At 27.6% G+C, this 16,872-nt stretch carries 26 protein-coding genes; 10 read left to right on the top strand and 16 right to left on the bottom strand.

Translation table 11 applies throughout. From position 1 onward, the window contains the following. Window positions 1-142: 142 nt before the first annotated feature. The 9 genes from IC213_RS19685 to IC213_RS19645 all read left to right on the top strand — a co-directional run bounded on the left by IC213_RS19685 (window position 143) and on the right by IC213_RS19645 (window position 5,744). Window positions 143-505: a hypothetical protein gene (locus IC213_RS19685; RefSeq protein WP_227863533.1), complete on the top strand. Its 363-nt coding sequence runs from the start codon at window positions 143-145 to the stop codon at window positions 503-505. Between the two features lie 14 nt (window positions 506-519). After that, the gene (locus IC213_RS19680; RefSeq protein ID WP_227863532.1) at window positions 520-1,092 is read left to right on the top strand and encodes an AAA family ATPase; all 573 of its coding nucleotides are present in this window, start codon (window positions 520-522) and stop codon (window positions 1,090-1,092) included. Further along, complete coding sequence (locus tag IC213_RS19675; protein ID WP_227863531.1) at window positions 1,083-1,577, top strand: crossover junction endodeoxyribonuclease RuvC; 495 nt, start codon at window positions 1,083-1,085, stop codon at window positions 1,575-1,577. Before IC213_RS19680 ends, IC213_RS19675 begins: the two co-directional genes overlap by 10 nt. 8 nt (window positions 1,578-1,585) lie before the next feature. After that, window positions 1,586-2,038, top strand: a complete 453-nt coding sequence (locus IC213_RS19670; RefSeq protein ID WP_107612919.1) for a helix-turn-helix domain-containing protein — start codon at window positions 1,586-1,588, stop codon at window positions 2,036-2,038. Between the two features lie 163 nt (window positions 2,039-2,201). After that, window positions 2,202-2,708, top strand: coding sequence for a deoxyuridine 5'-triphosphate nucleotidohydrolase (locus IC213_RS19665; RefSeq protein ID WP_227863530.1), 507 nt, complete (start codon window positions 2,202-2,204; stop codon window positions 2,706-2,708). Window positions 2,709-2,716: 8 nt separating this feature from the next. Then, window positions 2,717-3,061: a hypothetical protein gene (locus IC213_RS19660; protein WP_227863529.1), complete on the top strand. Its 345-nt coding sequence runs from the start codon at window positions 2,717-2,719 to the stop codon at window positions 3,059-3,061. Window positions 3,062-3,084: 23 nt separating this feature from the next. Beyond that, window positions 3,085-3,909, top strand: a complete 825-nt coding sequence (locus IC213_RS19655) for a site-specific DNA-methyltransferase (RefSeq protein ID WP_227863528.1) — start codon at window positions 3,085-3,087, stop codon at window positions 3,907-3,909. A 328-nt stretch (window positions 3,910-4,237) separates the two neighbouring features. After that, window positions 4,238-5,350, top strand: coding sequence for a tyrosine-type recombinase/integrase (locus IC213_RS19650; protein ID WP_227863527.1), 1,113 nt, complete (start codon window positions 4,238-4,240; stop codon window positions 5,348-5,350). A 253-nt stretch (window positions 5,351-5,603) separates the two neighbouring features. Next, window positions 5,604-5,744: a hypothetical protein gene (locus IC213_RS19645; protein WP_021383152.1), complete on the top strand. Its 141-nt coding sequence runs from the start codon at window positions 5,604-5,606 to the stop codon at window positions 5,742-5,744. A gap of 104 nt (window positions 5,745-5,848) precedes the next feature. Here IC213_RS19645 and IC213_RS19640 read toward each other — a convergent pair whose 3' ends face one another. The 3 genes from IC213_RS19640 to IC213_RS19630 form a co-directional block, all read right to left on the bottom strand. Continuing rightward, window positions 5,849-6,064, bottom strand: coding sequence for a hypothetical protein (locus IC213_RS19640; protein ID WP_227825309.1), 216 nt, complete (start codon window positions 6,062-6,064; stop codon window positions 5,849-5,851). Window positions 6,065-6,301: 237 nt separating this feature from the next. Next, window positions 6,302-6,637, bottom strand: coding sequence for a BlaI/MecI/CopY family transcriptional regulator (locus IC213_RS19635; RefSeq protein ID WP_227863526.1), 336 nt, complete (start codon window positions 6,635-6,637; stop codon window positions 6,302-6,304). Between the two features lie 127 nt (window positions 6,638-6,764). Next, window positions 6,765-7,115: a helix-turn-helix domain-containing protein gene (locus IC213_RS19630; RefSeq protein ID WP_227863525.1), complete on the bottom strand. Its 351-nt coding sequence runs from the start codon at window positions 7,113-7,115 to the stop codon at window positions 6,765-6,767. Between the two features lie 597 nt (window positions 7,116-7,712). Between IC213_RS19630 and IC213_RS19625 the strand changes: the two genes are divergently transcribed. Continuing rightward, a complete protein-coding gene (locus IC213_RS19625; RefSeq protein WP_227863524.1) occupies window positions 7,713-8,249 on the top strand; it encodes a hypothetical protein in 537 nt (178 codons plus the stop codon). A gap of 271 nt (window positions 8,250-8,520) precedes the next feature. Here IC213_RS19625 and IC213_RS21415 read toward each other — a convergent pair whose 3' ends face one another. The 13 genes from IC213_RS21415 to IC213_RS19565 form a co-directional block, all read right to left on the bottom strand. Further along, window positions 8,521-8,655, bottom strand: coding sequence for a hypothetical protein (locus IC213_RS21415; protein WP_413927314.1), 135 nt, complete (start codon window positions 8,653-8,655; stop codon window positions 8,521-8,523). Window positions 8,656-8,672: 17 nt separating this feature from the next. Next, a complete protein-coding gene (locus IC213_RS19620; RefSeq protein WP_255619105.1) occupies window positions 8,673-9,458 on the bottom strand; it encodes a tyrosine-type recombinase/integrase in 786 nt (261 codons plus the stop codon). Between the two features lie 31 nt (window positions 9,459-9,489). Next, on the bottom strand, window positions 9,490-9,801 hold the full coding sequence (locus IC213_RS19615) for a hypothetical protein (RefSeq protein ID WP_227863523.1): 312 nt from the start codon (window positions 9,799-9,801) through the stop codon (window positions 9,490-9,492). After that, window positions 9,802-10,053, bottom strand: coding sequence for a phage holin family protein (locus IC213_RS19610; RefSeq protein ID WP_227863522.1), 252 nt, complete (start codon window positions 10,051-10,053; stop codon window positions 9,802-9,804). It abuts the gene before it with no gap. A gap of 11 nt (window positions 10,054-10,064) precedes the next feature. After that, window positions 10,065-10,682, bottom strand: coding sequence for a glucosaminidase domain-containing protein (locus tag IC213_RS19605; RefSeq protein WP_227863521.1), 618 nt, complete (start codon window positions 10,680-10,682; stop codon window positions 10,065-10,067). An 11-nt stretch (window positions 10,683-10,693) separates the two neighbouring features. After that, a complete protein-coding gene (locus IC213_RS19600; RefSeq protein ID WP_227863534.1) occupies window positions 10,694-11,515 on the bottom strand; it encodes an N-acetylmuramoyl-L-alanine amidase in 822 nt (273 codons plus the stop codon). A 64-nt stretch (window positions 11,516-11,579) separates the two neighbouring features. Beyond that, window positions 11,580-11,756, bottom strand: a complete 177-nt coding sequence (locus tag IC213_RS19595) for a hypothetical protein (protein ID WP_227831968.1) — start codon at window positions 11,754-11,756, stop codon at window positions 11,580-11,582. 26 nt (window positions 11,757-11,782) lie between these two features. Further along, on the bottom strand, window positions 11,783-12,109 hold the full coding sequence (locus IC213_RS19590) for a hypothetical protein (protein WP_227863520.1): 327 nt from the start codon (window positions 12,107-12,109) through the stop codon (window positions 11,783-11,785). A 17-nt stretch (window positions 12,110-12,126) separates the two neighbouring features. Then, complete coding sequence (locus tag IC213_RS19585; protein WP_227863519.1) at window positions 12,127-13,956, bottom strand: hypothetical protein; 1,830 nt, start codon at window positions 13,954-13,956, stop codon at window positions 12,127-12,129. Between the two features lie 33 nt (window positions 13,957-13,989). Beyond that, entirely contained in the window at window positions 13,990-14,172 is a 183-nt protein-coding gene (locus IC213_RS19580) for a hypothetical protein (RefSeq protein ID WP_227863518.1), read from the bottom strand. Beyond that, complete coding sequence (locus IC213_RS19575) at window positions 14,172-14,465, bottom strand: hypothetical protein (protein ID WP_227863517.1); 294 nt, start codon at window positions 14,463-14,465, stop codon at window positions 14,172-14,174. The genes IC213_RS19580 and IC213_RS19575 overlap by 1 nt, the downstream gene beginning before the upstream one ends. 14 nt (window positions 14,466-14,479) lie before the next feature. Then, window positions 14,480-16,201 carry a glycine rich domain-containing protein gene (locus IC213_RS19570; RefSeq protein WP_227863516.1) on the bottom strand — a complete coding sequence of 574 codons (1,722 nt, stop codon included), beginning with the start codon at window positions 16,199-16,201 and terminating at the stop codon, window positions 14,480-14,482. A gap of 13 nt (window positions 16,202-16,214) precedes the next feature. Next, window positions 16,215-16,802 (bottom strand): hypothetical protein, encoded by a 588-nt coding sequence (locus IC213_RS19565; RefSeq protein ID WP_227863515.1) that lies wholly within the window; start codon window positions 16,800-16,802, stop codon window positions 16,215-16,217. Window positions 16,803-16,872: the final 70 nt, after the last annotated feature.

Here is a 16,872-nt window from a genome sequence, read left to right as displayed (position 1 = left end):
GAAAGCTTTAATAAAGGAGTAAAAAGAATGAAAAATACGGAGAATTTAATAATTAGTGATTACAGATATAAGGAAAGTAATGGGTTTAGAAAATCTAAATCACAATAAAATGTGAATTTTAATAAGAATGGAGAGTGCTAAAATGAATATACCAAAAGAAGTAAAAGTAGGGGGATTATTCTATAAAATAGAAGAAACAGAAGAACCTATTCTAGTAAATAATCAGTTATGTTATGGATTAGCTGATTATGGAAGTGAAACGATTAAGTTATCTACCAATTTGCAATCAGAAAGAGTAAAGGAAGCCACTTTTTTACACGAACTATTTCATTGTATATTTAGAGATAGATGTATAGAAAGTGAAGATGAAGAATATTTAGTAGACGTATTAAGTAAAGGGCTTCATCAAGTGATTATTGATAATCCTAATGTATTTGAATTAAATAAATGTAAAGAAGAAGAAAGAGTCTTTGATCCATCTGGTTACAATCCAAAATTCGGTTAATTAGGAGAAATATAATGAATAAGATATTTGTATTTTTAGGATATTCAGGTTCAGGTAAAGATAGTATAGCTACTGAAATTTCAAAGCAACTCAATATTCCAATTCTAATATCACATACAACAAGGCCTCCTCGTGGCCAATCAGAAATAGAAAATAAAGCTTATCATTTTGTAGATAATAATTTCTTTAAGCAAGAAAAAAATAACTTTATTGAAATGAGAAAATATATAGTCTATGATGGTAGCACTTGGCTATATGGAATACATAAATCTGAATTAGAGAATAAAAAATATGCTTTGGCTATAGTGGATACAAGTGGATATAAGGCATTAGAAAAATACTTTGTGGGAGCAAAAACTAAATTAGTACCATTTTTTATAAATACAGATGAAGATACCTTAAGGAAAAGACTTATGGACAGAGGGGATAATCCTAAAGAAATTGAGAGGAGATTAGCAGATGATAAACTTAAATTTAATGATTTTCTAAATAATGAAAATTATATTGCAATACCAAACAATATTAATTTAATTAACGCAGTAGAGCAGGTTAAAATACATATGAAAGAAGGGATTGAATGGTATTAGCCTTAGATGTATCCATGTCCTCAACTGGATGGGCAGTTATAAATAGAAATAAAAAGGTATTGAAATATGGGAAAATAGTAACTAAAAAAGATAAATTCGACACTGAAGATGAACGCATGTGTCATATCTGCAATACAATTCAAGAATTAATTTCAACTTATAATATTCAAATAGTTTTAGTTGAAGACCAATTCACTTCCAGAAATTCTAAAACAATTCTTAGTTTAAGAAAACTCTTAGGAGCAATAATGAGAACTGTTAAATTAAATAATATAGAGATTGAATATATGTATCCAGCATCTATTAGAAAATATATTATGAATAGTGGTAAAGCTAAAAAAGAAGAAGTGGCTGAATATGTAAGAGAAAATATTATTGATATTGGAAAGTACATTGATAGGACTTGTAAGGCTAAAACAAGTGATATATATGATGCTATAGCTCTTGGAATAGCATATTTGAATAAGGTTGGTGATGTTATATAGAAAACAGTATGTACAATCTTAAAGCAGTAAAATTTGAAGAATTGACTAAAAAGTATAAATTAGAAGTAGCACCATATAGGGAAATGGATTCTAACTTTTTCTTAGTATGTAGAGGTATATTTGTACTTAAAGATAGCAAAGCAATACATTTATATCTATACTTATGTAATTGTTATAATAGAGCAACTGAAAAAGTATTTCCTTCTTATGACACAATACAAAGAGCAACAGGCTTAAATAGAAATACAGTGTCTAATAAGTTAAAAATACTACAAAAACTAAAACTTATAAAGATTAATAAAAGAAAGGTAGGCACAGGCTTTAATAATTATTATCTAATAAACTATATAAAATCAGTAGTTGAGAAAAGTAAAATAAACGAAAATTTAGAGATAGAAGAAATAATAGATATGGATAATTGTTTAGGTGATTTAAAGCTAGATACTTCAATTCAAAATTAAAAGTGAGTATCAAATTTAATACTAGGGTAGTATCAATTTCAATACTAGCCTAGTAGCAGAAATGATACTATAACAATAAGAATTAACAATAAGAAATAACAAAACTAATATTACGCATTAGATAAATCTAATGACGATTTAAATAAAGGGAGATATTAACTTAATGAGTATAAATATTAAAATAAAAAAATTAAATCCTAATGCAATAGTTCCAAGTTATGCAAAAGAAGGGGATAGTGGGATTGATTTATATACACTAGAGGATACAGTAATCCCAGCTAAATCAGCAGCAGCAATACCTACAGGTATAGCATTAGAAATCCCTTATGGATATGAAATGCAAGTTAGACCTAGAAGTGGTATAAGCTTAAAAGGAATGTTATGTACAAGAGATGTGACTGTATGTGATAAAATGCAACCTAAAAAGCAAATTAGAAAAAGTTTCATAGCACATCCAACTGTAAGATTAGGCACAGTGGATTCAGGGTATAGAGGTGAAATTAAAATAATTACATATAATGAAGAAGATTTCGATATTGTTATTCCTAAGCATACTAAACTTGCACAGGGAGTATTTCAACAAGTTCCAAGAGCTATATTAAAAGTTGTAGAGGAATTAACTAGCTCTGAGAGAGGAAATGATGGATTTGGAAGTACTGGTATAAGATAGGAGGCTATATGTATACTATTAAAGATGTTATAGATGTATTAAAATCTAATAGAAATTGTAATCTAAAGTGTAATGATTGCATATTAAATAAAAGTATAACTACAAATAAAACAGAAAAAACATTATGTTGGTGGTTAGAAGAAACAAGAAAATCTCTCAATCTATCACATTCAAATGTTGAATTTGATAAACAGATTAAAATACTAAAAGAAGTTAATGACATTATATTTAAATGTGAAGATAAAACTTGCCATAGATGTATATTTGGTGAAGAAGTAAGTAGTCTATATAATTCTTGTGAGATATTAGAAAAGATATGTGATGAATTGAACAAAATACATATAAACAAATAAAGTATAAAAATAGGAGCGTATTTATGGGAGATTTTATAAAAACGGATAACTACGAATTATACAACTATGATTGCATAGAAATGATGGATTTATTAATAACAGAAGGTAGGCAAGTAGATTTAACTGTAACAAGCCCACCATATGACAATTTGAGAACATATGACAATTGTTTAGTATGGAATTTTGATGTATTTAAAAAAGTTGCAGATAGATTGTATAATATAACTAAAGATGGCGGAGTAGTTGTATGGGTAGTTGGAGATAAAACTAAAAATGGTAGCGAAAGTGGAACATCATTTAAGCAGGCATTATATTTTAAAGAAATAGGATTTAATTTACACGATACAATGATATATGAAAAAAAGAATCCATTTGGAACTGCTGGTAAAGGACATAAAAGATATAGACAATCATTTGAATATATGTTTGTTTTAAGCAAAGGGAAGGTAAAAACATTTAACCCAATAAAAGAGCCTTGTAAACACTCAGGAGAATATGCAGCTTTTACAACAAGAAAAAATAGACAGTCAGATGGTCTGGAATTTGATGCAATAAGAAATCGAAGTATGAATGTTGGCAAAAGTAAATATTTAAAAAACATATGGGAATATGATGTTGGTTATAATAGAACAACGAAAGATAAATTTGCATTCAAGCATCCTGCAATATTTCCTGAAAAATTAGCACAAGACCACATATTGTCTTGGTCAAACGAGGGAGATACTGTTTTCGATTGCTTTATGGGAGCGAATACAACGGGTAAAATAGCACTATTGAATAATCGTAAATTTATAGGAATCGAAAAAGTAAAATATTATTTTGAAATAAGCAAACAAAGAATATCTTAATTTGACTTTAAATTTAGAATCAATTGTATATTAACAACTTAATACGACCTTTTAAAATCAATTTTAAGGACTTATAAAAATTAACGTTTATAATTAATCCTGTTCAGAAATATGATTGCTTAAAATGGAAAATATAAAAAAATAATAAAGTGATAGTGTAAGGCATAGAATTCTGTATTCTATGCCTTATTTCTTTATAATTAATTAGTTTCAACGATTATATAATTAAAATATTAAAAAAAGTCAGTTGAAAGTCAGCTAAAATGACTATTTTTTGCCTTGTCTATATGGTATAATAAATATATAAATTTAGATAGGAGGGATGGCCATGAACGCTTTTATAAGAAAAAGAAATAAAAACTATGTAGTGTACCTAGAATTTAGAGATGATGAATCAGGGAAGAGAAAACAGAAGAATATGGGAACATTTGATAAAAAAAGAGATGCTAACAAAAGATTGGCTGAAGTTAAGGATAGTATATATAAAGATAGCTTTCTTATTCCAAATGAAATAACACTATCTGATTTTTTATTAGATTTTCTTGAAAAGTACAAAGATAATGTATCGGCTTCCACATACAATGGTTATATGGCCATTTGTAAAAATCATATTAATCCTTCCATTGGGAGATATCGTCTACAAGAGCTAAGAAATATTCATATACAAAATTATATAGATGATTTAGCTGGTAACTTAAATCCTCAAACAATAAAAGTTCATATAAATGTGTTAAGACTTGCAATAAAGAGAGCTTATAGAATTAAGTTAATAAAAGAAAATATTATAGATGGCATAGAAAGTCCTAGAATTAAAAAATTTAAAAATGAAATTTATGATAAAGAGCAGATGCTAAAATTATTAGAAGTAGCTAAGAATACCAACATGGAGCTACCTATCAGTTTAGCTACAGGGCTAGGATTGAGACTTTCAGAAGTCTTAGGATTGACTTGGGATAATGTTGATTTTGAAGAAAATACGATAACTATAAGTAGAATAACTAGTAGATTAGATGGTTCTGTTATACTTAAAGAACCTAAGACTGAAAGCTCAATTAGAAAAATATTTGCACCAGTAGAGCTTATGAATTTATTGAAAGATTATAAATTAGAGCAGAATAAAAAATTATTAAGAAGTATTATTAGAAATGAATATAGCTTACTATTTTTCGATAGAAAAGGAAATCCTATTGCCGAAGATGTAATGAGTAAGAAATTTAGAAGATTTTTAGAAAAGAATGACTTGCCACACATTAGATTTCATGATTTAAGACATTCACATGTTACTTTACTTATAAACTCTAAAGTACCAATTAAGGTTATATCTGAAAGGGTAGGACATTCAAATATTAATACTACTCTTAATGTATATTCTCATGTACTTAAAGAAATGGATAAAGAAGCTTCTGATAAAATTTCTGAAAACTTATTTAAAGTTAATTAATAATTATTATCAGTAAATGTATATATTTTTATTTTATATAAATTCAATCATAAAATATAAGGTATAAACATAAAGGGAGTTTTTTATAAAGCCTTAAAATGGCGTACAGAAGGTCGGATTTTAGATGATATTTGAAATTTTATATTTCCAATATTTATGATATAATAAATATAGCAAGGAATATATTTGAAAATCTAAGAGTGGTATTTCCATAAAGTCACCTTAACTTTCTTTTAGGAAGGAGGTGAAACTTATGGTGAATCTAATGATGAATGTTATAGCAGGTTTAATAGCTTGTTGGATTTATGATAGATTAAAAAACCACTCAAAGTCGGCAGCTAAGAGTGGTTGGGAACTTAATATAAAGTTCCAGAAAAATAAATCTTCAAAATAATTTGTTGAAGGAAACATCACTCAAAGTTAAGTAAAATATATTTCCTTGCTTTTATTATACCACAAATTAAAAATATTAAAACAAAATTTAATGTAAATAATATTTTAATCTATAGATTTTCTATTTTTAAAAAAACTAACTAAAAGTTGAAACATAACAAATCCAACTGTTGAACCTAAAGCATTTATAGGTATAGATGATATATTAGTAAAATTATTCAAAGATGACATACCTAGCATTACTATAGAGACTATAGCTAAATAAAGAATAACTAGAGAAATTGGTATTGAGATATTTATCTCTAATTCATGTTCTTTCATAATATCATTCCTTTCAACATTGTCATACTTAATCTTATTATATCATTAAATATAACAAATAGTAATGCACAAAATAACTTATTTCTAATTACATAATATGAGAAAGAGTATTTATAATAGATTAATATCGTCTATATAGTATTCCCTAAATTCCCATTTAGAGAATAATATAAATCAAACATATTTAATAAAACAACATTATAAAAATCAAAAATTTAGTTATATTAGGTCTTTAAACTAAGTCTTTTTATCTATAGTGCCACAATCCTCTAAAGAGCTAATTAAACTTTCTATTGAATTAGAATGTATTTCCTCTAAAAATCGTCTTGTTGCGACTTTTAAATAAACTTTTTTTGTTACAACTATTTTATAATATGTAAGTCTTTTAATTCTTTCTGAATGTAAAAAATATTTTTTAACAAGTCTTGATAAAAGGGTCAATGTAGTTGTTTGCTTCCATCCATATTTTTGTCCCATAGCTTCAATAGTTTCTTTTGATGTTACTGTATCATTTTTTTCCCAAATAAACTTCATAACTTTTAATTCTGCTTGTGGTATATTTCGTATAAACATAAAATACTCCTTTCTTAAGCAATAATAAACACATATAGACATTAAAATTATAAAATATATGTTATAAGTATATATTAACATAAAATAAAAAAAGATGCTTTAGGGTCTAGGCATCTTTTTAGGATTATTATTCTTCTAGTTTGCGATATTGAATTATTTCTTTTAATAACTTAATTATTGCCTTTTGTTCTTTTACTGTCAAGCTATCAATTAAATCATAAGCTTCAGATGATATAGCATCGTTATCTTTTTCATTTTGTATAATATTCTCAAATAAAATTTCTAGTGGCATTTCTAATGCATTTGCTATTTTAAAAATTGAACGAAGAGATGCTTTACTTTCGCCTCTTTCAATTTGACCTAAATAAGCATGAAATAATCCTGCCTTTTTCGCTAGTACTTCTTGGCTATATCCTGCTCTTTTTCTATAGTTTCTTATTCTTTTCCCAATTATATCATATATTTTATCTTCTGACATTTTTACACTTCCTCATTAGATTATATTGAGTTATTTACCTTAAGCATATGCTATACATGTCAAAAATATACTTATATAGTATATTATATTCTTAAATATATGTTATATACTATATAATATATTAAGAGATGAAATTCTATAGATAATAAAAATACTTATGCAATATTCTGTTGCAGACAATAGAATAAACTCTCCGGAGATTAGTTTCTTAATATTCAACAATATAGTTATGCTTTCATATGTATACTTAATAAAACTTCATATATAATTAAGATTAATTCATGAATACTTAATAATTATTAATAAATGATTTCTTGCATATTTTATACTATCAGAGTAGAATTAAGATAGGTACTTAATTAAAGTAAATTTAATATATTAAATGAAAATGTAAAAATTTTATAGACACATCTTTAATTATTATAACCTTATTTACTATTATATATTATTAAATTGGCAGGAGTTATTGAATAAATAGCATATAATTATACAGCTGAAATCATATGTTAAAAATTTATCTAAAATTTAATTCTTATATTGTTATATGAGTAAAGGTGAGATTTGAACTACTGAACTATTAACTTTTAGGAGGCATTTATGAAAAATAAAAAGATGAATAAAATTTTAGCAACTACAATGATAACAACTATGTTGGCTATGCCATTTGCATCAACTGTACATGCTCTGGAAACTATGGATTCTAGTTATCAATACGAAGAAACTAATGTATTTACATTTAATCCTAACGATGAAGATGAAAAATTAAAAGTAGGAGAAGAAATAACATTTACCGATTTAGAGATTTATCAAGCTGCAAAAGATATGGGTTATGATGTTGATATGAGTATTGTTAGAAGTAGAGCGTCTAATGGTGTTAATAAAATTGTTAGAACTAAAACAGGATATAATATTTATGTATCTAAAAACACTATTCTTCTGGCTTCAACTGTTGGAGCAACAGCTTTAGGTTGGATTATATCTGCTGTATCTGCTGGAGCAGGAACTTTAATTGTTGGGTTAATAGTACAACATGCTAACAATACAGTAACATCAGGAAAAGTTTTTAGATTTGATAAAATAAAAGTTGGGAAATATAATTATAAATATGCTCTTATAAAGGTTTGGAATCAATAATGGATTTTTATATTTTTTTTATAGCATGTGCCGTATTTTATGTTTCTGATATTTTATTTAAAAAATTTCAAATAAAATCATTTTTTTTAAAAAGTATTTTAAGTGGTTTAGCATTATACATAATTATAATTTTATATAATAAAATTATATAAATATAGACAAAAAAAATAAGCCCCTAAAGAAAACTCAATTAAGAGTAATCCCTGAGGGCTTATTATCTATCTCTTTTTCTTACCTTTTTTACATGCCATAATATCACTTCCTTTTAATTTTATAGTCCTACTGTATCTTTAGATTTAGAAATCTTACCTTTATCTTCTTTTATATAAAGCTTGGTTACTTCAGTAGATTGATGGTTCAGGATTGTTGATATATCCTCAAGTGGTAGATTATTAGCTTTAGCTATAGTGGCGAAACTTCTTCTTAATGAATGGGGGCTAAATTATCTATATCTATCAATTTACCAGCTTTTTTAGCCCAGCTTCTTAATACATTAGACGTAGCCTTATGATATTCTTTATCATATTTAACTAAGAAAACATAATCATTTACTATATCTTCTTTTTCTCTAACTTCTTTAAGTCTTAATAATAAATCTTTTACTTTCTCACTAAAGTAAAAATCTACTATCTTCCCACCCTTTTCTTTAATATCCTCACACACTCTATTATCAAAGTCTATGTTATCCCATCTTAGATTACTTGTAGCCGTAACTCTACCCGCGGTTGAGAGAGCAAAGTTTATATAAACTTCTAATTGGAAATCATCTTGTTTTGACAATTTATCTTGCAGCTCTTTAGCCTGTTCTATATTCAAGAAATGTTTTTCTACAACAGGTAAACCCTTTTTAGGCCTTTCAATTAGAGATACTGGATTCTCTGTAACGATTCTTTTCCTTCTAAGATGGTCATATAGAGATGAAATTCCTGAGAATATTACTTTGATTCTATTAACATGATTGTCCTCCATCCTAAATGAAATGTATTCCATTATATCGTCTTCGGTACAATCTTTGATTAATAAATCATCCATTTCATCATGCAGATATTTAGCCCAAGTATATAAGTCACATTTATATACATATACAGTTTTCTCACTTAAACCAGCTATTTTCTTAGCTTGAAGAAATCCTTTAATTAACTTTTCATTATTTTTATTTATATTTCCTTCTACTTTAATTCTCTTACTTCTCTTTTCAAATATTGCCAATATTTCACTTCCTTTAAAGAGACTAAAGAAATTAATCTCTAGTCTCTAATTTGTCTTTTATTTCTGTTATATCTGTTTCTACTCTTTCAAGTCTACTATTGTTAGTATTTAATGCTTCTGCAAACTTGTCTAATTTATCATCAAATTTATCTATTGTATCTCCGAAAAGCTTTCTTTGCTCTCTAATCTCTCTAGAAAAATAAGCTCTTTCCTTTACTCTATCTTCTTGCTCTAGTTGTCTGTTCTTTTCTAAATACCTACCAAACCACAACATTACCACTGTTAATAGTATGGCTGTATATCCATACTGGCTCAGTAATTCAATCATTTCTTTAGATAACATCTACTTTTCCTTTCTGTTTTGAACTTGTATTTGATTTATTCCTATAGACGCTCCCCAACACAAAATACCTTCAAAGATAGCTTCTATTGACAATTCTTTCATAAATAAACAACTGCTTACCATTGCTATAACTAATAATATAAAAGGTATATATTTATTTTTAATATCTGACTCTTTTATAAAAGTACCTAATATGTAAAGTCCACCTATTAACATTATCAAATTCTGAGGTATAAACTGCATTATATCCATATAATTTCCTCCTATCCAAGAATTTCATTTAATTCTTTTACTTTAATTTTTATTTGCTCTAATTTTATATCATTGTTTTCTACCTTCATTGAACTTATCTTATTGCATATATTTATTATGTTTTGGCCATAGCCCATATCTGGACACCATTTACCAGATAAGTTTTCAACTGTTTTAGCTTCTCCATGTAAATATGGAAAATGTCTAGGGTCTAATGTAACTCCATTAACTTTGTATTCATTTTTACCAACTAATTCGCTATATTTTGGATAACCTTTAGCTCCAGCGTATAAAGCTAGATGGTCTATAAATGCTGACACTCCATCTTCCCAACAACTAAATCTTGTATGAGCCGATGGGTCTAAGTCTCCTCCACCTTTATTCCCTTTGAGTCCACATACATTGCAATATGAGGGATTTAAAACTCTACCAAAATTAAAATATCCAGTTTCTACAAATGCTTGAGCAATTGCAATAACTGGATTTACACCTTTTTTCTCTGCTTCTTTATATACTATTTGTGCTATAGCTTTGCATAAATAATGTGGTGGATTGGAGTTATTATTTAATGTGTCTAAATATGCAAAGACCTGTTCTAATGTTGCGGTTGGTTTATCTAATATATTCAATTCATTACCTCCTACTTCCCTATAAAATCTAATACTTTATGAAGTGTAACCCATCTATCATCACCTTGTAACTTAGTGAATCTTTCACTAGTCTTAATTTTGTCACTGGCTGAACCTATTACATAAAGATTTTGACAATGTCCAGCTACATAATTTTTTAACTCACATACATAGACTTCATCAGATTTATAATTTATGGCCATTACATTAGCTATAGCTTTATCAACTTCTCCTTCATAAACTATTGTATATTTCATTTTTTCCTCCTGCGTTTGATTTATAGACTTATTAAATATACCTTCAGCAATATCTGTAGCCATATCTTTAGCATTATAATTTTTAGTATCATCTGTATCTACAAAGCAACATTCAATTAAAAGTGATTTTGCTTTTGTTCTTCTTAAAAATGCTAGAGTTTTCTTTTCTTTGACACCCCTGTTTTTAAAAGCTTTATCCCCTTTAGCATGATAAGTTTTTGTTATCTTCTCACAAATTCTTGAAGCTATTTCAACAGTCTCTTTGTCATTTAAGTTATATACTAAAACTTCTACACCTCTACCTCCACCTGAGTTAAAATGAACACTTACATTTAAATCTGAGTTATATGAATTACATTTAGCTATAATTTTATTCAATATATCACTCTGAGAAGTTCCATTGTTACAAGTGCAATCATATACTTTACATTCTTTTTGAGCTAAAGGTATTAACTCTTTTAGCACATTTCTTGCCTCTGTAGATTCTTTTATATACTTTACTGCTCCAGAACCCACCTTCCCATCTGGATTATGTCCTGCATGGACTGTTAATGTTTTTATGTTCAAAACTACCACTCCTTTCAATTTTAAAAGAGGGTTAAATTAATAAACCCTCTAAATTTAGACATAAAAAAAGAACCTATACTATTTCACTTGGTTCTACTGGTGTTTCTTCTTTATTTAGTAAATTTGTTAACTCTGTGTACTCGCTTTTTTTAATTCTATTCATGGCATAAAACACATCTAACTTAGTTTGTAACTCTTCTTTAGTCTCAAAATTCTTTTGTTCAATCATTCTTTTTAAAATATTATGCATATTATCACCTCCTGTTTTTATTTATTTTATAACACATTGTTTGTGTTAAGTTCTAACATAGCTATTCTATAAGCATTATCTATTAATAAATTGTCTTGCTGTTTTTGATTTTCTATTAAAATTGTAATTTTATTTGCATTTATTTCTTCGATTGATGGTTGTAGATTAGGTGGATTCTTTTGTAGTTCTATCCACTCATTGTAGGCTTCTTCACCTGTCTTAATTAGCTCCCCATCTTTTATTACTGGAGTAAATAATTGTTTATCTTCTGTAATAAAATAATTGTCTATATTATTTAAATCATTTTCAAATCCGTATTCTATTAAAATATTTTTCTTTTCTTCTATATTCATATATAAAATTTCCTTTCCTATTCAATAAAATAAGTTCCATAACTATATATATCTGTATTACTTCCTAATTGTGTAATTTGAAGGTATCCATTTGCAAAATTAAAATACATAAAACCTTGAACTAATTGATTGTTTTGGGTTGTAAATATTGGAAAAACATAGAAAGTTTTAGGTGCAAATCCATTAGGAAGCTTTAATAATGCAATACTATCTGTTGTTGCTCCGCCAGTTATTCGCATGTGAAAACTAACTTGATTGCCATTTTTACTTATTATAAATCCATCATTATCTGAAACTGTTCTCTTCCATCCATTTAATAATTTGTTAGATAAATCTATAATTACATTCTTAGACTGTATATTATTAATATTTTTTATATTATCTCTGATAGCTTCTATATGACTACCTAAATTTTGTGTACTTTCAAAACTAATATCTGGAGTTATAGCATCAGTATTACAAATAAATCTAGTTTGGTTATCATATTGTTCTAAATTTAATGTTCCAAGCTCAATTTCTTGTGCTTTTTCTAATGGGTATACAACTGTAATATTATTACTTTTCAACCAAGTCGTGAATGTTTCCAAACTATCAGCTTTTGTCTTAGATATTCTTATCATCGTTTCATATCCTATATTTCCACCATTCGCAATACATTCGTAGTCGCAATTTGTAAGAATATTTGCTGATACAGGCTTAAATTTATCTGAATTTAATATGCATGTGTCTCCATTAGAATTTATTATTCCTTTAGAAGTTGCGAATACTATTGTATTTGTTTTTTCGATACTTGTGTGTATTCCCCAAGTCTCATCTCCATTTAGAATTATTTCTTCACATCTTTTTATTAAGTAATATTTATTATTTTTATAAATTATTTCATCTTTGATGCCATTTGGTAAACTTCTTAATGTATATGGAATTGTCTTTTCGTCATATTTATAAGGTTTATATTCTTTAATTTCTCCAATATTAATCATAATTTTTATATTTGGAGAATAGCCAACTGAATTAGTACCAATAAAAAAGTTTATATACTTAGTGTTTTCACTAGTAGTAAAAGAAAAAGTACTTGTAGTAGAGGTGCTTTTTATATATTTTTTATTTTTATCATACTCAAATATTTTTCCAACTACATCTAAATCATAGTTAATTGAATATTTTTTATTTTCATCCACACCTATAAAATTTTTATTAGAGGTTGCATTATTATCAGCATAAAAACTGCCATCATCTAAATAACTACCATTTCTAAACTCTTCATCAAACAAGTTTCCATCACTTTTAGAAGATATAATCTCTATATTGTCCCCTTGACCAACACTTTGTAATCCTTCAAAATAAGGAACATTTTTATTTGTATAATCACCTTCTAATAACAACATTTGTATATTTAAAGCATCGCTTGAATCTGTTATATATACTCTTAATTTGTCTATATTATTATCCATATTTAATTTTAAAACTTGGTTTCCACTTTTAGTAAATACTTCTTTATTACCGTCTCCACTGAGAATTGTATGTATAGTATAAAATACATTTATATCTGTTACATTTACAATCAAAGTGTATATGCCTGTATTTAATCTATTTAGCAATTTTACATATGCAGCACTATTATTCAACTTTATAAAAGTTCCTTCTTTAGTACTATTTCCTTCTAATGTAAACATGTTTGTAGACGCCAAATTAACCAATGTCTTTCCTTCTAGGTTTAAGTTAGTTATATAACCTTTCTTACTATTTTCTATTGTATATTCACCTGTATTAGTAGTACATTTTAAATTTTCAACTTCTTTTAAATCTTCTATATCATCAAGATTTTTAAGTAAATCTTTGTATATCAAATTAAATCACCTCTTTCCAATAAAAAAAAGAACCTACTTTGTTGGTTCTGTTCCTTCTACTACTCCACTTTCTTTAATTATATAATCCTCTACAGATTTTCTGTACTCTGTGTTAGTTACATCATCTAACTCAAATTCTCGATTTTTCAACGGATTTAATCCTTTATTTAATATCCTTTCTGCTAATATTCTTACTACTATTTCATTTCTATTCATTATAATAATCCTCCTACCTTTTCATTTTCTGCAATTAAAATTTGATTTTCTAACTCTTGTATTCTCTTTTCTTCATCTGTTATATATATTGGTATTTCTTCTAAGATTGGTTCTTTTGTCTCTACATTTATACCTATAACTCTATTCCTTGTATAATCTATACTTCCATATTCAATATCTATATAATGCAATTCTGTTATTATATCATGTGGCAATACATCTCCACAGGACTCGCCTGTTTCAAAGATTGTTCTACCTGTTTGGTCATATATTATTCGGTTTGGAACATTCATGTTTTCTCCTCCTTTTAAATAAATTTAACAGCATACCATTTATAAGTATGTTTTTGAGTTGAATCAAAGCTATAAGCTGGAATCTGAACGCCAGTATTATTAAAATAGACATCCCCCTCTGAGTTACTATATAGCCAACCATTAGCATGAAAATACTCATCACCACTTTTTCTGATAAAAGATGTAACACTTGAAAAATCAACACCTCTTTGTGTGGCAACACCATTACAAGCGAAAAGGAAAAGTTTATAATTATTTTTATATTCAGCATCATAGTAATCAAAATCAGCAAAGAAAATATTAGGTTTAAAGCCTAAATTACTAACTTTAATCCAAGAACCAGGTTTGGTAACATTGTCGGTTAGATATGGATAAGCAATTTTAGTACTATCCGCAAAAGAAGTAACTGTACCACTAGCAACTTTATACTTAGTATTTAACTGTGTTATAGTATTATTAGCTTGTGTTAATTGATTCATCAAATCTTGTAAACTAGCATCCGAACTATCAAAAGATAATTTAATTTTCTCTGATAACTCTACAAGTGTATTATTTAAACTTGCGTCTATATTCTTTAATGCTAAAGTATTTATAATACTTGTTTTCCCAGTTTTAAAACCCGAATTAACTTCAATTAATTTTGTAGATATATCATTTAAATTAACATTTTCTTCGGGCAATGGCATTATATTTTTACTTATACTTAATACTTTTTCTACAGTAGTATTACTACTGTCTGTAACAACTATTTTAAGTGTGTGTAGTGCATTATCTTCTAATATATAGTTAATTGTTTTCTCTGATGTTAAATCTGTTGTGATAGTTTCTTTTAATACATCATCAATAAACCACTCTATTTTAGTTAATAATGTAGGGTCTGTATGGTCTGCTTTAAATGTTGCTTGTGTGGAGTTATAAGAGGATATATTTAAAAAGGGTAATGCTTGGAGTAATGTTATTTTAGCATAACCATCTGCTTTAGTAGTATTACCTCCAACAGTCATAACTACATTTTCAAGATAATATTTAGATGTTGGCGTATATCCAATAGGTTTATAACTATCTTTGGTTAACACATAACCACTTCCACCTCCTGCTCCACCAACTCCTATTATAGCAGAGCCACCAAACCAGCCACCTCCACCTCCGCTTCCATTTCCGTTTCCATCTCCTGTTATAACGGAACAACCTTTTCCAAAACTTCCATTTTCTGTACTCACACGACCGATACCACCTTGGTATTGTGTACCACCAGGGCGATGTGTAGAATTTGCGCTATATCCAGTACCTCCTTCTAATCCACCTCCTGCACCACCAGTATGAGGATAATATGCACCACCACCTCCACCAGCAACAATTATACGAGAAAGCAAACTTTGAGAATTATCCCAAACACCTCCAATAAGCCTTATATCCGTAGCACCACCGCCGTACATAGAAAAATAAGTACCCATAACCTGTTGATTTAAATAACCTTTACCTCCACCATTAAAACCTTTTTTAGTGTTATTACTAGTAGATGAAGAAGCAAAACCAGTTTCCCCAACATAAACATACAATGTAGTTAGTTTATTTAATGTAAGTTCGCCTTTAGAATATCCGCCTCTAGCATCAGTATCCCAAGAAGAATTATTAATACCGCCAGAAGCACCATAACACTCCATTTTATATTTGCCAGGTTTTAATATTACACTTTGTGGTGAACCTGTATAATTAAAATTCCATTCTATAGCCATTTTTCACTCTCCTTTAACAATAAGTTATCAACTCATTTACACTTGTTGCAATATTAGATAAATTCCCATTCAATTTTTCTTCTATATTAACTAATCTATCTTCAATTTTTTTAGATGAATAAGTAGTCATTTCACTCACTCTGTTATCATCCACTGTAGCGTTTATAAAATGAGTCTCTGCATTCCCATTTATCACATAAACATTTAACTCAACTTTTACTTCACTTCTAATCTCAATAGAATTATCATCTATAATCCTAAAGTTTGTAACTACATTCTCTTTTGTAGTAGCATCTATAATATTTACAACTATTCTTTGTGTTAATAAGTTATGTGTTACAGTTGCCTTAAATCCACCCTCTAAATCATCTAGCCAATCATCAACAGTTACTGTTTGAGTAGATGCTACATTAGAACCTCCTGCTATTAGCTGGTCAATTTTAGTATTTAACTCTGTCTTAGTAGTTTCTATATTTGTATTAACTTTTTCAATTTCATTACTAGTATTACCAGGTACATTTTTTAATTTTTTTACTGCATCTTCATTTAACAATTTCTCACCTTCTTTTTTATTTAGAGAGCTACAAAAGTAACTCTCCATTTTGAACATAAAAAAGAACTATCCTATATAGTCCTCACCTGTTATTTCTCTATATTCTACTTCAGTTATT

Origin of the sequence: Clostridioides sp. ES-S-0049-02, assembly GCF_020658465.1 — a bacterium.
Classification (GTDB): Bacteria; Bacillota; Clostridia; order Peptostreptococcales; family Peptostreptococcaceae; genus Clostridioides.
Note: the sequence above shows the minus strand (reverse complement) of the source record. Positions and strands in the feature narration are given on the sequence as shown.

Excerpts from the sequence above, each read along its gene's own strand:
- IC213_RS19580 (WP_227863518.1), bottom strand. The coding sequence starts at position 14,172 with ATGAATAGAAATGAAATAGTAGTAAGAATATTAGCAGAAAGGATATTA.
- IC213_RS19645 (WP_021383152.1), top strand. The coding sequence starts at position 5,604 with ATGGTGAATCTAATGATGAATGTTATAGCAGGTTTAATAGCTTGTTGG.
- IC213_RS19615 (WP_227863523.1), bottom strand. The coding sequence starts at position 9,801 with ATGTTATCTAAAGAAATGATTGAATTACTGAGCCAGTATGGATATACA.
- IC213_RS19640 (WP_227825309.1), bottom strand. The coding sequence starts at position 6,064 with ATGAAAGAACATGAATTAGAGATAAATATCTCAATACCAATTTCTCTA.
- IC213_RS19635 (WP_227863526.1), bottom strand. The coding sequence starts at position 6,637 with ATGTTTATACGAAATATACCACAAGCAGAATTAAAAGTTATGAAGTTT.
- IC213_RS19670 (WP_107612919.1), top strand. The coding sequence starts at position 1,586 with ATGTACAATCTTAAAGCAGTAAAATTTGAAGAATTGACTAAAAAGTAT.
- IC213_RS19565 (WP_227863515.1), bottom strand. The coding sequence starts at position 16,802 with ATGGAGAGTTACTTTTGTAGCTCTCTAAATAAAAAAGAAGGTGAGAAA.
- IC213_RS19595 (WP_227831968.1), bottom strand. The coding sequence starts at position 11,756 with ATGCATAATATTTTAAAAAGAATGATTGAACAAAAGAATTTTGAGACT.
- IC213_RS19625 (WP_227863524.1), top strand. The coding sequence starts at position 7,713 with ATGAAAAATAAAAAGATGAATAAAATTTTAGCAACTACAATGATAACA.
- IC213_RS19655 (WP_227863528.1), top strand. The coding sequence starts at position 3,085 with ATGGGAGATTTTATAAAAACGGATAACTACGAATTATACAACTATGAT.
- IC213_RS19665 (WP_227863530.1), top strand. The coding sequence starts at position 2,202 with ATGAGTATAAATATTAAAATAAAAAAATTAAATCCTAATGCAATAGTT.
- IC213_RS19660 (WP_227863529.1), top strand. The coding sequence starts at position 2,717 with ATGTATACTATTAAAGATGTTATAGATGTATTAAAATCTAATAGAAAT.
- IC213_RS19610 (WP_227863522.1), bottom strand. The coding sequence starts at position 10,053 with ATGGATATAATGCAGTTTATACCTCAGAATTTGATAATGTTAATAGGT.
- IC213_RS19570 (WP_227863516.1), bottom strand. The coding sequence starts at position 16,201 with ATGGCTATAGAATGGAATTTTAATTATACAGGTTCACCACAAAGTGTA.
- IC213_RS19675 (WP_227863531.1), top strand. The coding sequence starts at position 1,083 with ATGGTATTAGCCTTAGATGTATCCATGTCCTCAACTGGATGGGCAGTT.
- IC213_RS19575 (WP_227863517.1), bottom strand. The coding sequence starts at position 14,465 with ATGAATGTTCCAAACCGAATAATATATGACCAAACAGGTAGAACAATC.
- IC213_RS19650 (WP_227863527.1), top strand. The coding sequence starts at position 4,238 with ATGAACGCTTTTATAAGAAAAAGAAATAAAAACTATGTAGTGTACCTA.
- IC213_RS19590 (WP_227863520.1), bottom strand. The coding sequence starts at position 12,109 with ATGAATATAGAAGAAAAGAAAAATATTTTAATAGAATACGGATTTGAA.
- IC213_RS19630 (WP_227863525.1), bottom strand. The coding sequence starts at position 7,115 with ATGTCAGAAGATAAAATATATGATATAATTGGGAAAAGAATAAGAAAC.
- IC213_RS19680 (WP_227863532.1), top strand. The coding sequence starts at position 520 with ATGAATAAGATATTTGTATTTTTAGGATATTCAGGTTCAGGTAAAGAT.
- IC213_RS19685 (WP_227863533.1), top strand. The coding sequence starts at position 143 with ATGAATATACCAAAAGAAGTAAAAGTAGGGGGATTATTCTATAAAATA.